Origin of the sequence: Bacteroides ovatus (genome assembly GCF_001314995.1) — a bacterium.
Lineage (GTDB): Bacteria > Bacteroidota > Bacteroidia > Bacteroidales > Bacteroidaceae > Bacteroides > Bacteroides ovatus.
In genome coordinates this window covers 333608-349058 of the sequence record NZ_CP012938.1, presented here as the reverse complement: position 1 = coordinate 349058, position 15451 = coordinate 333608, and the positions used below count along the sequence as shown (strand labels likewise).

The following is a 15451-nucleotide window of genomic DNA, read 5'->3' as shown; positions in this document are numbered from 1 at the left end:
ACGCAGCGAACTTCAGGCTAATGCATTCGGTTAATACTTTAATAATACTTTTACGCTTTTGATTACTTCATTGCTAAGAGTTCCTTAACCTGGCTTACATTTGTTGTATCAACAGTTGTAGAGTAGCACAGATTTCTTTTTCTCTTCTTGGATTTCTTAGTCAAAATGTGACTGTGAAAAGCGTGCTTTCTTTTGATTTTACCTGTTCCGGTAAGGGTAAACCTTTTTTTAGAACCGGAGTTAGTCTTCATCTTTGGCATCTTACTTGTTTTTAAATTATTAAATATATAATGGCAACGCACTATACCTGCGCGTTACGCATCCTTTCTTATTCTTCGCCCTTTTCCGGCTTCTCTGCTTTTTGTGCAGGAGCAGCAGGTTTCGGTGTTCCAGCTGTTGCCGGCTTTTTAGAAGCTTCTTTCTTTTTCGGAGAAAGCTGAATAGTCATGCGCTTACCTTCCAGTATCGGCATTTGATCTACTTTAGCGTAGTCTTCCAGGTCATTTGCAAAACGAAGCAAAAGCACTTCACCTTGCTCCTTGAAAAGGATGGAACGACCTTTAAAGAATACATAAGCCTTCACCTTATCGCCATCTTCCAAAAATCCTTTAGCATGCTTCAACTTAAAGTTGTAATCATGGTCGTCTGTCTGGGGTCCGAAACGGATTTCCTTCACATTAACCTTAACCTGCTTCGCTTTCTGTTCCTTCTGGCGTTTCTTTAATTGATAAAGAAATTTAGAATAATCAATAATACGACAAACAGGGGGTTGAGCATTAGGAGAAATTTCCACTAAATCCAATTCTCTCTCTTCAGCCATTTTCAGAGCCTGAAAGATTGGATATACTTTCGGTTCAATATCATCGCTTACTATGCGAACTTCCTTGGCACGAATCTGTTCATTGATTCTGTATTGCCCTTTTAGAGTGTCATTCTTCATTAAAAACGTTTACTTCCTAGTTTGATCTTTTTATTGTTATACTAAATATTTTATTCTGAAACGGCTGCAAAGTTACCATTTATTTATCATATTCTGAACTTCTTCGTTCAAAATTTTAGCAAATTCTTCAAATTTCATGGTTCCTTTGTCACCTTCGCCTTGTCTACGAACAGAAACTTCTCCATTTTCTGCTTCTTTTTCGCCGACAATCAGCATATAAGGAATGCGTTTCATCTCATTATCACGAATCTTACGGCCGATCTTCTCGTTACGATCATCTACAATCGCACGGATTTCGTGTATCTTCAGATACATCTTCACCTGCTCTGCATATTCATTGAACTTCTCACTGATTGGCAGAATAACTACCTGTTCCGGTGTCAGCCACAATGGGAATTTACCGGCAGTATGTTCAATCAGTACGGCAACAAAACGTTCCATTGATCCGAACGGAGCACGGTGAATCATTACCGGGCGATGCTTCTGATTGTCAGAACCCATATATTCAAGTTCAAAACGTTCCGGCAAGTTGTAGTCAACCTGAATCGTACCCAGCTGCCAACGACGACCGATAGCGTCTTTCACCATAAAGTCAAGTTTAGGACCATAGAAAGCTGCTTCTCCATACTCAATCTTAGCAGGCAATCCTTTTTCCGCACAAGCCTCGATAATAGCCTGTTCAGCCTTCTCCCAGTTATCATCGCTACCGATGTACTTTTCACGGTTCACTTTATCACGCAAGGATATCTGTGCTTCAAAATTCTGGAAATCCATAGAACGGAACACGATAGATATGATATCCATCACACGAAGGAATTCATCTTTCACTTGTTCCGGACGGCAGAAGATATGCGCATCATCCTGTGTAAAGCTACGTACACGAGTTAAACCATGTAACTCACCACTTTGTTCATAACGACAAACCGTACCAAATTCTGCAATACGCAATGGAAGGTCCTTATATGAACGTGGGAAGTTCTTGTAAATCTCACAGTGGTGAGGGCAGTTCATTGGTTTCAAGAAATACTCTTCACCCTCTTCCGGAGTATGAATAGGCTGGAATGCATCCTTACCATATTTTGCATAGTGACCTGAAGTCACATACAGCAATTTATTACCAATTGGCGGAGTGATTACTTCCTGATAATCGTAACGTGTCTGAATACGACGCAAGAACTCTTGCAGACGCAGACGCAATGCAGTACCTTTCGGCAACCACATAGGAAGTCCCTTACCTACAGTTTCGGAGAACATAAACAACTGCATCTCCTTACCGATCTTACGGTGATCACGCTTCTTCGCTTCTTCCAGCAATACCAGATATTCATCCAGCATTTTTTTCTTCGGGAACGTGATACCATAAATACGGGTCAGCATCTTACGATCTTCATGACCGCGCCAGTAAGCACCAGCCACTGAGGTCAACTTGATAGCCTTGATCGGAGCAGTCGTCATCAAGTGAGGACCACGACAAAGGTCAGTAAACGCACCCTGCGTATAAGTCGTAATGTGTCCGTCTTCCAGTTCAGAAATCAATTCACATTTATATGTTTCGCCACGATCACCAAACATTTTCAGAGCATCCGTTTTTGCGATGCTTTTTCTGACTACGTCTTCTTTCTTAGCAGCCAGTTCCAACATTTTAGCCTCAATGGCAGGAAGGTCGCTTTCTTTAATTACCGCTTCACCCGGATCCACATCATAGTAGAATCCGTTTTCAATAGCCGGTCCGATACCAAACTGGATACCCGGATAAAGTTCCTGCAAAGCTTCCGCCAACAAGTGTGCACTTGTATGCCAGAATGCATGCTTACCTTCTTCATCATCCCATTTATAAAGAACAAAATTAGCATCTTCATTAATAGGACGTCCTAAATCATAAGTCTCGCCGTTCACGCCACATGCCAGCACTTCCTGTGCCAGACGCGAGCTGATACTTTCAGCAATCTGTAAACCGTTCACTCCTTCGTTATACTCACGAACGGAGCCATCGGGAAATGTTATCTTTATCATAATATGATGATGTTATATTTTCACAATTTGAACGCAAAAGTAACTAAATCTTTTGAGTTTTCTATTTTTTATCAAAAAAATGTTATTCCGATTGATCTGTAAAACGTTTGATAACATTATAAGCAGAAACAATCCCCAACTCACCGGCTTTACTCAAATCTGAAATACCCAGCTTATTATTTCCTAAGAAAATATGAGTCAGTCCACGGTTGAAATAAGCATCCGCAAAATCAGGATTTAGCTCGATCGCCTTATCGTAGTCGATAATTGCGGCACGGTAATCTTTCAACATGGCAGAAACATTAGCACGATTATAATATGCGTATACAAAGTCCGGAGCCAGATTAATCACCTTATCCAAGTCTTTTCTGACCACTTCATAATCTACTGCGGTAATCTCTTTACGCTTATTATCACCCGGAACAACATCTGTTTCGACAGCTTGTTCAGCCTTCTGATACTCCAACTGTTTACAACGGATCAGCGCACGCATAAAATATGCCGGGAAGAAATCACCATCCAGCAAGATCGTCTGGGTCAAATCGGAAACCGCACTCGAGAAGTCCTGCACCAGATAAAAATCAATCGCACGGGCAAAACGTTTCGAAGCATTCTTGTCATCTTCCACAATCGCCGATGTGTGCGTATCAATCAAGGCAAAATGCACCTTCACCTGTTCTTCCGTCAGCGGAGCTTCCATATTTGTGATACGAAGACGTTTCGGAAGTATACCCGTACGGTTCAAGTCTTCAATATATTTGTGGAAGTTCACCGAACGTTTCACGTCACTCATCTTCTCATAATAAGTCAAAGCGAACATCGGTTCCAGCGTTATATTTACGTTCTTATCCTGCACACGACCCCGATAATCACTTGTATAGCGTTGTTCGGCTTCAGAATCATCCGCAATCACTATCTTACGATAGTTATTCATATTCTTATCGGATTTCTTACGGGTCTTCTCTCCGCCTTCCTCATCATTTTCCTTATCCTTGTTCTGTGCTACATCCTTATTCGTCACACCGTTCTGCTTGTCGATCTGCGCCTTCATGACTTTAAATTCATCCTGCTCCGCACCCTTCTTATCTCCAATCTTTCTGCGAGCTTCCGAACGTTGATAATATCCAGCCAGGAAGTTCGGATACTGATTGATAACAGTTGTGTAATCTTGTATAGCTCCGCGATAATCACCCGTTTGCGCACGAAGCAAACCACGGTTAAAGACAGCCATCATATTATCCGGCTCCATCTTGATAACAAAGTCGAAGTCTTCGATAGCCCGGTTATCATCTCCTACCTGTGCACGTAACAATCCGCGATTATAATGACCGATAAAGTTATTCGGGTCAATATCCAATGCCAGATCATAATCGCTCATGGCACCTCTTAAATTATTCTGATGAAAACGTGCCAATGCACGGTTTATATAATTTCCTGCATTCTTAGCACTCAACGGAATAGCACGGTTGAAATCCGCTTCCGCTTCCGCATACTTAGCCTGTTGTAATTTAACAATCGCTCTTGCAGCCCAAGCATCCGGATCATATTTATCCAGTTCAAGCGCCTTATTGAAGTCATTCAAGGCAGCAATTGTATCTTTCTGTTGCAAAGACACCTCCCCCCTCATCAAATAAGCACGGGTATAACGTGGAGACACCTTCAACAAACTTTCCAAATCCTCTTTCGCAGCATCATAATCCTTCTTCTGGATATGAGATAATGTCAGATTATGCCATAAGGTAATATTCTCCGGATCATAATGCAACGCTTTCTTATAATCCTCAATCGCTCCATCAAATTTATTCTGACGAATCCTTGCCAAACCACGAATCTGATAAGCACCCACCACAAATGGATTACGCTGGATAGCTGCATCACAGTCTGCTTCAGCACCCTGAAAATCCTCCAGATTCAGTTTGGCCAATGCCCTGAAGAAATAAGGTTCATACAGATAAGGCTTAGCGTTAATAACCTGGTTAAAATACTGAATAGAAAGTACATAGTCCTCAAAATAAAGAGCGTTTCGGGCAATAGTCATCACCCGATCCGTATTTATTTGAGCACACACCAGCGTTGGGAACAGTAATAAAACTGTTAAGATTCTTTTTACCATTGATATTTTATGCTTGTAAACGAAGCAAAAATAATGCTTTTCGCTTACTTAACAGGGATATAAACGTTTTTTATCTTTATTTCACCTGTTTCATCTTATATGAACTGCGTGCTTTTCCCTTCAACATCGTATTCAGCTTTCCTTTAATCATCTGCTTACGAAGCGGTGAGATATGGTCAATGAACATCTTACCATCCAAATGATCGAACTCATGTTGCATCACCCGAGCCAGATAACCTTCCACCTCTTCTTCATGCTCCACAAAATTCTCGTCCATATATTTCACGCGAATTTTATCACCCCTTTTCACTGTTTCGTGAATACCGGGAAGGCTTAAGCATCCCTCTTCCATACTCACTTCTTCACCCCCTACTTCCAGAATGTGGGGATTGATATAAGCCTTATTAAAGTCTTTAAATTCAGGATATTCCTCCGAAAGCGGATCCAATGTAATCGTAACCACGCGAATAGGCAAACCGATCTGTGGAGCAGCCAATCCTACGCCGTCCGCATGTACCATTGTTTCGAACATGTTCTCAATCAACTCTTTCAGATTCGGATAATCCGGTGTTATGTCCTCTGCAACCTTTCTCAATACAGGTTGACCATATACATAAATAGGTAAAATCATACTTTTATACTCTACTAAAAAATTAAGTTATTCTATGTCCTATACTAAAAACGTTTACTCTCCAAATATGTTTGCAAAATAATAGTAGCACTTATTTCGTCCACCAATGCCTTGTTTTGGCGGTCTTTTTTCTTCAACCCTGCCTCCAGCATAGTACGGTGTGCAAGAACAGAAGTGAAACGTTCATCCACATATTCGACCGGAAGATCCGGATAGCGCTTTTTCAGCGAACGAACAAAAGGCTCTATATTCTTCATATTCTCCGAAAGCTCATTATTCATTTGCTTGGGCAATCCAATAATAATCCGTTCCACCGGTTCCTTAGCTATATATTCACCGATAAAGTTCAGAAGTTCATGCGTAGGCACCGTCGTCAATCCATTTGCAATCAGCTGCATTGTATCGCTCACAGCTATCCCAGTACGCTTTCTACCATAATCTATTGCTACTATTCTGCTCATGGGGTACAAAAATACAAAAAAAGACGCTTCCCGTGAAAGGAAACGTCTCTTTTATTCTATTATTTCAAATGTATATTATTCTTCAACAATAGCTACACGGCTTAACTTAGCATCATCATAGAACATGTTGCCTACACCACCCTTGTAATCAACCTTCAATTGAGAAGCAGGAACACCGAATTCATTAACCATCAGGTCACGAACAGCTTCAGCTCTCTTCTTACTCAACTTCATGTTGTATTCAGCAGAACCAGTACCCTTATCAGCATATCCTGTTATAGTAAATACTTTATCAGTTGCTTTGATGCCCTTAGCCATAGCTTCGATATTCATGTATTCTCTCTTGCTGATGTTACTCTTTCCAATATTGAATACAACAACCAGACGTGGAACGAATCCAGCTTCTTTCTTAACGATCACTTCAGGTTTCTTGTTACGAGCTTCAACCAAGTCACGTTTCAAAGATTCGTTTTCACCCTTCAAAGCGTTCACTCTGTCTCTCATGTCGTTCAACTGGCTTTCCGGAACCATTGGTACAGTAGGAACAGCATCCCAACCACGTTTCTTAAACTTGTAAGTAACACCTACAGTCAAACCAGCCAATCCTTCAGGACCTGAATTACCGAATGAGCCTTTCATCAAAAGTCCACGCAATTCAACGTTAAGATCCAAAGCAGAAGACAGACGGAAACGGTTGATTAAACCGGCATTGATACCCAGTTCGTCATAACCTGCGCCTTTTCCTGAATGTACGAATCCAGCTCCTACATAAGGAATGAATGAATACAGACGATCTTCTCTATAACCACAAATCATATTGGAAAGATTCAGCATTACATCTCCATGGAAGTTCATCACATTCCACTTTTCTTTGTAGTAGCCATTAGAATACTGTCCTCCGTCTACAAGCGGACCATTAGCATTAGGAGTAGCACCTTTAGCCTGAAGACCGTTGTAAGCTACACGTAATCCGATACCTGGAGTAAACCATTTACCTACAGCAATGTCAAGTGCCGGAGCAAGACGTTTTCCGAAGTCAGCTTTACCATCATTGTCGCCAAAATACATTTGCGCACCAACGCCACCACTAATAAACCAATTAGCACCAAAGCGGTTAGTTTCCACTCTATAACTCTTTGCTGCATTTTCTTTTTCTTGTGCAGGCAGACATACAGAGACTGCTGCCAATAAAATAAACAATAAACCCTTTTTCATCTCAATTTATTTTAGTAAATAATATATTTCAATTGTCTTACAGGCTAAATACACAACCCAAATGTTCCACACCTGATTAAGAGACAATAAACGTCATCCTTTCTTCTAAAATTAGTGCAAATATAGATATTTAATATAACACAAACAAAAAAACACGTAAATTTTCATTCATTCATAGAATTTTATAGAGCGATAAAAGTGTAATATAACTTCAGAAGGCATCTGAAGGGGGTTGTTGTGGAAGAATTAAAACAAAAAAAATAGCCAGTGATGAAATTAGATCACTGACTATTTCTATTCTTTGTCTATATGCTTTGTTAATATACCAGTTTTACATTGTCAATCCACAGAGTATTTCCCGGAGAACCGATATAGGCTCCTCCATGACTGGACGTGAACTGAAGACACATATGAGTCGGAACATCATTTTCATTTCCCCAGGCCACTTCATGAATAGGCACGCTTTCACCCTTACTGTTCACCGTATAACTTTCAGTCGCCTGCAAACGCATCATGTGCGACTTATATTCCGGACGATTCGTGATGTCACCGTACATAATCTCATAGGTCGCATTATTTTTCCAGTCCGTAGAATGATAGTAATAAGTCACCATAGTCCCTATCCGTTTTGCATACACATTTCCATTGGCATCTTCCCAACGTTTTTGCAGAAGCAGAATAGCTGCCGGATAATCTTTTCCGGGAACATCCGTAATCTTACTGAAACCGGTAGCGCGAATACGATTCTCCCGGTCGGACATCTTCACTTTATAGTCAAACTGAAGAGCCACCGGCTTTTTGGTAAACGGAATACCGGTCTGCAACATTTTCTGTGGATTTTTAGTACCCTTAATCGGTTCATGCACCGAACCGGTAAAGACAGAGCCAGCCGCCAACACCGTAATATTAACCAGTCCCAACACTTTCACACTCTCCATGCGCGTATCCAAACGGGCGCAATATCCATCTCCCCGCTTCTCCGGGAATACCGAAGTATTAGTTTTCGTAATACCGGCAACTTTCGCCATCACATTTGAAGTAGCCCAAGGCGATCCGCCCATATTCTTATAAACCTGATCCCCCTTAATTACCGTTGTCGGCCCTATCGCATATACATTCTTTGTATTCCCACCGATAATACTCGACTCCTTTATCTGACGGTCCACCCATTGATCCATGTCCCCAAAAGGAAGCATTTCAACTTTATGTTGCGCCATCAAAGACAAGGAAGAAATAAATGCAACGAAACCTGTCATCAACAGGCGATGAACGTTTTTCTGAATCATCAATACTTTTCCTTTCTTTTTCTTCTTATAAATTATAATCCCATTGTTTCAAAGCAAAATCCCAATTCTCTTCTACCAAACGAATCGTACGGTCATCATATTTATACTTATTCTTCTTATATCCCTTCTTTCCGCCCACATATTTTTCTATATCACTACGTGCTTCGGCAAATCCGGGGATAGAAAGAGACTGATAAATATTCTCCGTCATTCCCATCGCATCCGCTTCAAAATCTTCAAATTTCACTTCCATCAAGTTCCCTTCCGGAATAAATTTCTTATCCGATTCATACTTATGATAAAGTTTTGCATAAATAGAAATGATATTTTCCTCTAATTGTTCATTGCTGACATCCTGTAATTTCAACGGCTGAATCGTATTGGTAAAGAAACTGCGTGTAGATTCAAACACGGTATACGGGTTACGCATCAGGTAGATAAACTTAGCATTAGGGAACATCTTCACCAGTTCCTTCACCCTTCCGGTATGCGGAGGATTCTTGCTAAGGAATTGAGTTCCCTGGGTATTCCACAAAGAAATCTTAATCAACTTCGTGAATACCTCTTCAAACACCTTCAATTCGGCATCCGTTATATCATCAAACAAAAGATACTTATCGGCATACTCCTGCTGATATTTCGGCAAGAACCAGAAATTATAATATGTATAAGGCATCATGTTCGACAAAGCAAACTCCTCTTCCTGGGGAAGATCCACTGCCAGTTCCATATTATCCGTCGGACGCTTATCCGGCATCAGCCAACTCATATTCTTTTTGAAGAAAGGCTGTCCCCACATCATCAGATGAGGAAATACAGTCTGATAAGTAGTGTTATACCCAAAATGCTTGTCACAAGAGAACACATTATGTACAAATGTAGTTCCACTTCGCCAGTGTCCCAAAATGAACACCGGATCATGCTCCAACGGCTGATTAGCCAGCAACTTCTCGTAACGCCTGTCTTGTAATGACGCCAGTGGAGAAAGCAATCGGCACACAGCCTTCGTCAATCGGTATTTACCTTTGTAGGCTGCATCAATTTCACGCCCGGCGGTGATAGCCTTGAATGTCTTCCAGTCGGCACCTACCAATGTATTAATCGGAAGTTTATTAAATTCGAGTAATCCCACTTTATTAATTCGAAATTAAAAATTAAAAATTAAAGACGACAGGATACTGTCATTTTCAGTTTTCAATTTATTATTAAACAATCTATTTTATTAGTCGCACTGCAAGACCCTGACGTTCCAGTTCCTTCACAACTTTCTCTACCGCTTCATAATGTTCCGGAGCAATTCCCAGTTTTGCCATATCCAATACCGGAATATCCTCCGTGTCACTCATATCTTTCATTTCCACGCGGTCAATAATCATACCTACTGCCGAAGTATTATTAGTGATCGGGTCAATCAGTATAAATGAGCCACAAGATTTATTCTTCTTATAAGGATCAAAGAACAATTCCTTAGCCGTAGTCAGCACCACACGGGCAATCTGATTCAACTGCAAAGGCAACGTTTCTTTAGTCAGCTGACCATTCTCCAGAGACAGATGCTCCATCGTATTCACGTCCACCTTATACTTTATCGTATCAATACGCGTACGGCTCAAATTGGTAGTCTGCTTAATAAAGAAGGACTTATTTACATCCATCGGTTCTTCATCCATCCAGACCATCATCGCATCAAAGTTACGATCCACCGTCGGCAGATTGTCAGGATGCACCAACATTTCGCCGCGCGACACGTCAATCTCATCCTCCAATGTCAAGGTCACAGACTGCGGTGGGAAAGCGTAATCCAATTCCCCGTCATAAGTCACGATGCTCTTCACCTTAGATGTTTTTCCAGAAGGAAGTGCCATCACCGTATCGCCCTTGCGAACAATACCTGATGCAACTTTACCACAGAATCCCCTGAAATCCAGATTCGGACGAAGCACATACTGAACCGGGAAACGGAAATCCGTAAAATTATGGTCATTGTCAATATGAACCGTTTCAAGAAAATCGAGCAAAGAAATGCCCTTGTACCACGGAGTACGTTCAGACTTATCCACTACATTATCCCCATCCAATGCAGAAAGCGGAATACAGTTGACGTCAGGAATACCTAATGGAGCAACAAACTTCTTATAGTCAGCCACAATCTCGTTAAAACGCTCTTCCGAGAAATCCACCAGGTCCATCTTATTGACAGCCAATACCACATGTTTGATTCCCAACAAAGACACCAGGAAAGTGTGGCGACGAGTCTGGGTAATCACTCCGGTACGGGCATCCACCAGGATAATAGCCAAGTTAGCCGTAGATCCTCCGGTAATCATATTACGGGTATACTGTTCGTGTCCCGGAGTATCCGCGATGATAAACTTACGGCCATTAGTAGAAAAATAACGATAAGCCACGTCAATCGTAATACCCTGTTCACGTTCAGCCTTCAAACCATCCAGTAATAACGCATAATCAATATGCTCGCCTGCATTTCCTACACGCTTACTATCACGTTCCAGTGCATCCAGTTGATCCTCATACAATTTCTTACTGTCAAACAACAAGCGTCCGATCAACGTAGATTTTCCATCATCTACCGAACCCGCAGTCAACAATCTCAACAAGTCTTTCTGTTCATCCTTGTCCAGAAAAGCTTTTATATCTAATTTATTATCTGCCATTACTAGTTACAATTAAAAGTATCCTTCACGTTTCTTTTGTTCCATACTACCCTCCTGGTCAAAGTCAATCACACGGGTAGTACGTTCACTTTTCGTCGTAGTCATCATTTCCTCCACAATCTCTTCAATCGTAGCAGCTCCACTTTCCACCGCCCCAGTCAGAGGCCAGCAGCCCAACGTACGAAAACGAACCATCTTCATTTCAATCTGGTCACGGTATTTTTCAGGCAAACGGTCATCATCCGCCATAATAATATTGCCATCTAAATTAATCACCGGACGCTCCTTAGCATAATACAGCGGAACGATCGGAATATTCTCCAAGCGAATATACTGCCAAATATCCAATTCAGTCCAGTTGCTAATCGGAAATACGCGGATACTTTCCCCTTTATGTACGCGGGCATTATAAATATCCCACAATTCAGGACGCTGATTCTTCGGGTCCCATTGGTGAAACTTATCCCGGAAAGAGAAAATACGTTCCTTCGCACGTGACTTCTCCTCGTCACGACGAGCACCACCAAATGCAGCATCAAACTTATACTTATCCAACGCATGAAGCAAAGCCTGCGTCTTCATCAAGTCCGTATGCACCTTACTTCCATGCGTAAAAGGTCCTACCCCTGCATGAAAAGCCTCCATATTACTTTCAACGATCAGATTCCATCCGTACTTCTTCGCATATTCATCACGAAACTGAATCATCTCCTTGAACTTCCATTTCGAATCGATATGCATCAACGGGAATGGCACTTTACCCGGATAAAACGCTTTTTCAGCCAAGCGTACCATTACCGAAGAATCCTTTCCGATACTGTAAAGCATCACCGGATTCTCAAATTCCGCCGCCACCTCGCGGATGATATGAATAGACTCGGCTTCGAGCTCCTTCAAGTGGCTTAATTTATATTCTTCCATATTTATTTCATTTTATACACTTCACTTTTGGCAAAACAAGCTCCAACAAACGGTTCACCGACTCCTCCAAAGTCAATTTGGAAGTATCCAGTGACAAAGCCGGGTGTTCGGGAACCTCGAAAGGTGCGGAAATTCCTGTAAAATTCTGAATTTCCCCTTTCCGTGCCTTCGCATACAATCCTTTCACATCACGTTTCTCACATTCCTCCAACGGAGTACTAACGAAAACCTCCAGGAAATCATCCTTACCAATAATGTTTGCAGCCATTTCGCGAATATCATTATTAGGGCTGATAAATGCAGCAATCGTAATGATACCACTATCCAAGAACAGCTTAGACACTTCCGCTATGCGACGGATATTTTCCACCCGGTCCGTTTCAGAGAATCCCAGGTTATTATTAATTCCACTACGGATATTATCCCCATCCAGGATACGACAAAGCAATCCACGCTTATGAAGCTCACGTTCTAATGCGATGGCAATCGTGCTCTTTCCGGAACCACTCAATCCGGTAAACCAGATCATCACACTGTGTTGCCCCAAAAGCTCTTCTTTGTCCTGCCGCGTCATCATGCGGTCAAATATCGGATATATATGGTTCTTTTCTTCCATTTACAATTTTATTTAAAAGTTCCAGATCAACGGAACCAGAATAATAGAGATTAAGAAAGTGATAATATTAAGCGGCAACCCGATACGTACAAAATCCGTAAACTTATAGTTACCGATACCTTGCACAATCAAATTTGTCTGATAACCAATCGGTGTCGAGAAGCTGGCAGATGCAGCCATACAGATTACCACAAAGAAAGGCGTAGGGCTCACTCCTAATTGGGCAGAGATTGACAGTGCCAAAGGAAACGCCAAAGCCGCTGCCGCATTATTAGTAATCAATTCCGTAAACAAGTTCGTGATAATAAATACCATTGCAAGCAACACATGTGGGCCGTAATCATCACTCAATCCGATAATAAACTTCGCAACGCTATCCGCCACGCCGGAGTTCACCATCGCCTTACTGATAGCAAAGGCACAGGCAATCGTAATCAGAATATCCCACGAAATATATTTAGTATATTTACGGGCAGGGAACAGATTCGTCCATGCCATAATAATAGTAGTAATAGACACAAAGAAAAACATATCCAACTTGATATCCGGAAACATCTCCTTCGTTACCGGAAGCTCCCCTACCGTTGCACCCACAATCATCAGCACCAGCAACAACAAAGCAAACCAACGCTTCTTCTTCCCGCTAGTATCCGGTTCATTCCCGTTTGTCAACAAGACAAACACAGAAGATTCCCCCCACGTCGGGATAAAAGTATCATCAGCCATCACAACAAGCGTATCCCCTTCATGAAGTACCACATCGTCCAAGTTAGTGACGAAGCGCTGTCCGTTACGTGTCTTGATCTCTTTTACCTCTGCACCATAATGACGTTGGAAATTAAAATCCTTCAGTTTTTTATTGATACCGGGAAAACGGGCACCCAAAACAGCCTCTACCCGATGCAACTTCTCCCCTTCTTCTACTTCTTCATCCGGCACAGCCGTATCCGGACGTGCATCCGGCAAAAGACGTTTGGAGAAAAGAAATATATAAATGATTCCGGCAATAGCTATAAAAATACCCACCTTTCCGAGCTCGAACATAGAAAAGCCTTCAAATCCGGCCTCCAATATCATACCGTGCACCACCAGATTGGTAGAAGTACCGATCAAGGTACAGATACCTCCCAAAATAGTCACATAAGAAAGAGGAATCAAAAACTTCGTAGCCGGGAGATTCACCGACTTAGCCCAATGCTTGATAATCGGGGCAAAAATAACCACAACAGGCGTATTATTCAGAAAGGCAGAAATAAATGCCACCGAAGGTAAGATACGCAACTGTGCCTTAAATACTGTCGTCTTTCCTTGCGGAAGCAACTTCTTAATCACTTGTCCCAATGTGCCCGACTGGCGAATACCCTCACTCACCAGAAACAGCAGAGCAACGGTAATCATCCCTTTATTACTAAACCCTTCCAGCATCTCCTTAGGAGTCAGAATGCCGGCACACAGAAACAAAACCACTACCGAAAAAAGTATCATGCCCGGACGCATCTTATCTGCTATCAAAGCCGCTACCATTCCTAATAGGGATAATAGTACAAATACAATTTCAAATGTCATATAAACATTATTTAGTGTTCTCTTTTTGGCTCAACGATAAACCACGGATTCAATAAATCCCCCTTATTATATCGTAGAGGTTCTTCCTTTCCAGCCTGATATACTTCCATCCCCGCGGCACGAGCTATCGCATGCCCGGCAGCCGTATCCCACTCCATCGTCGGAGCGAAACGCGGATATACATCAGCCTTACCTTCAGCAACCAGACAGATTTTAATAGAACTTCCGCTCGAAATCAACTCCACACTGCCGTGTTTCTTCTTCAAATCTGCAATATATGATTCTGTTTCAGGCGACAGGTGCGAACGGGAAGCAACCACGATCAGATGATCGTGCACCTCCTTCAAAGGTATCCGTTCCGACTTCCCAATCAGCTGCCCCAATGCCACGCCGTCATCTTCCAAACTGACAATACCGGAACATTTATAAGCCCCCTCACCTTCGATCCCGAAATAAAGTTCTTTTTTAACAGGCACATAAATAACACCGAACACAGGTACAGAGTTCTGCACCAAAGCGATATTTACCGTAAATTCTCCATTGCGCTTAATAAACTCCTTCGTTCCATCCAGCGGATCTACAATCCATAAAGTATCCCATCCTCGACGGATCTCATACCCTAAATGCTTCCCTTCTTCACTAAGAACAGGAAAAGGAGTATCGTTCAGAATAGCCACAATCGCTTCATGCGCTTTTCTGTCTGCTATAGTTAGCGGAGAGTTGTCAGCCTTCCTCTCTATTTCAAAGTCCGATGCCGGATCATTATAAATAGAAAGAATCTTTCCACCTGCTTTTAGAGCCGCGTCGATAGCAGCCATTACATATTTTTGTTCCATTCAATCTCTAAATTAATGCCCTATTCACATTCAGGCAAAACATCCTCCAAATTAAGAGTTGACAAAAGTAAAAACTTTCTTTGCTATAAAAGTTTCCCCACTATCATTTATAACTTCTTTTAGTAGAAAGATAAAAATATCTAAACGAAAAAGCCACTCATTTTCAATAAAAAAGCAG

The 15451-nt window shown here is 41.8% G+C and carries 14 protein-coding genes; all 14 read right to left on the bottom strand.

Features of this window, described 5'->3' with window-relative positions; all coding sequences use genetic code 11:
* Nucleotides 1-62: 62 nt before the first annotated feature.
* The gene (gene rpmI / locus Bovatus_RS01325; RefSeq protein WP_004297539.1) at nt 63-260 is read right to left on the bottom strand and encodes a 50S ribosomal protein L35; all 198 of its coding nucleotides are present in this window, start codon (nt 258-260) and stop codon (nt 63-65) included.
* A 68-nt stretch (nt 261-328) separates the two neighbouring features.
* Nucleotides 329-940, bottom strand: a complete 612-nt coding sequence (gene infC, locus Bovatus_RS01320; RefSeq protein ID WP_004297533.1) for a translation initiation factor IF-3 — start codon at nt 938-940, stop codon at nt 329-331.
* A 72-nt stretch (nt 941-1012) separates the two neighbouring features.
* On the bottom strand, nt 1013-2953 hold the full coding sequence (thrS, locus tag Bovatus_RS01315) for a threonine--tRNA ligase (RefSeq protein ID WP_004297531.1): 1941 nt from the start codon (nt 2951-2953) through the stop codon (nt 1013-1015).
* Between the two features lie 82 nt (nt 2954-3035).
* Complete coding sequence (locus Bovatus_RS01310) at nt 3036-5066, bottom strand: tetratricopeptide repeat protein (RefSeq protein ID WP_004297530.1); 2031 nt, start codon at nt 5064-5066, stop codon at nt 3036-3038.
* Nucleotides 5067-5142: 76 nt separating this feature from the next.
* Nucleotides 5143-5697: a peptide deformylase gene (def, locus tag Bovatus_RS01305; RefSeq protein ID WP_004297529.1), complete on the bottom strand. Its 555-nt coding sequence runs from the start codon at nt 5695-5697 to the stop codon at nt 5143-5145.
* 44 nt (nt 5698-5741) lie between these two features.
* On the bottom strand, nt 5742-6158 hold the full coding sequence (gene ruvX / locus Bovatus_RS01300; RefSeq protein ID WP_004297528.1) for a Holliday junction resolvase RuvX: 417 nt from the start codon (nt 6156-6158) through the stop codon (nt 5742-5744).
* A 75-nt stretch (nt 6159-6233) separates the two neighbouring features.
* Nucleotides 6234-7373: an OmpA family protein gene (locus Bovatus_RS01295; protein ID WP_004297527.1), complete on the bottom strand. Its 1140-nt coding sequence runs from the start codon at nt 7371-7373 to the stop codon at nt 6234-6236.
* 317 nt (nt 7374-7690) lie between these two features.
* Nucleotides 7691-8659, bottom strand: a complete 969-nt coding sequence (locus Bovatus_RS01290) for a PCMD domain-containing protein (RefSeq protein ID WP_004297526.1) — start codon at nt 8657-8659, stop codon at nt 7691-7693.
* 25 nt (nt 8660-8684) lie between these two features.
* Entirely contained in the window at nt 8685-9791 is a 1107-nt protein-coding gene (locus Bovatus_RS01285; protein ID WP_004297525.1) for a sulfotransferase family protein, read from the bottom strand.
* An 82-nt stretch (nt 9792-9873) separates the two neighbouring features.
* Nucleotides 9874-11334, bottom strand: coding sequence for a sulfate adenylyltransferase subunit CysN (cysN, locus tag Bovatus_RS01280; protein WP_004297524.1), 1461 nt, complete (start codon nt 11332-11334; stop codon nt 9874-9876).
* A 12-nt stretch (nt 11335-11346) separates the two neighbouring features.
* A complete protein-coding gene (gene cysD, locus Bovatus_RS01275) occupies nt 11347-12255 on the bottom strand; it encodes a sulfate adenylyltransferase subunit CysD (RefSeq protein ID WP_004297523.1) in 909 nt (302 codons plus the stop codon).
* A gap of 7 nt (nt 12256-12262) precedes the next feature.
* On the bottom strand, nt 12263-12871 hold the full coding sequence (gene cysC / locus Bovatus_RS01270; RefSeq protein ID WP_004297522.1) for an adenylyl-sulfate kinase: 609 nt from the start codon (nt 12869-12871) through the stop codon (nt 12263-12265).
* Between the two features lie 12 nt (nt 12872-12883).
* Nucleotides 12884-14437, bottom strand: coding sequence for an SLC13 family permease (locus Bovatus_RS01265; RefSeq protein ID WP_004297521.1), 1554 nt, complete (start codon nt 14435-14437; stop codon nt 12884-12886).
* Between the two features lie 11 nt (nt 14438-14448).
* Complete coding sequence (gene cysQ, locus Bovatus_RS01260; protein ID WP_004297520.1) at nt 14449-15273, bottom strand: 3'(2'),5'-bisphosphate nucleotidase CysQ; 825 nt, start codon at nt 15271-15273, stop codon at nt 14449-14451.
* Nucleotides 15274-15451 lie beyond the last annotated feature (178 nt).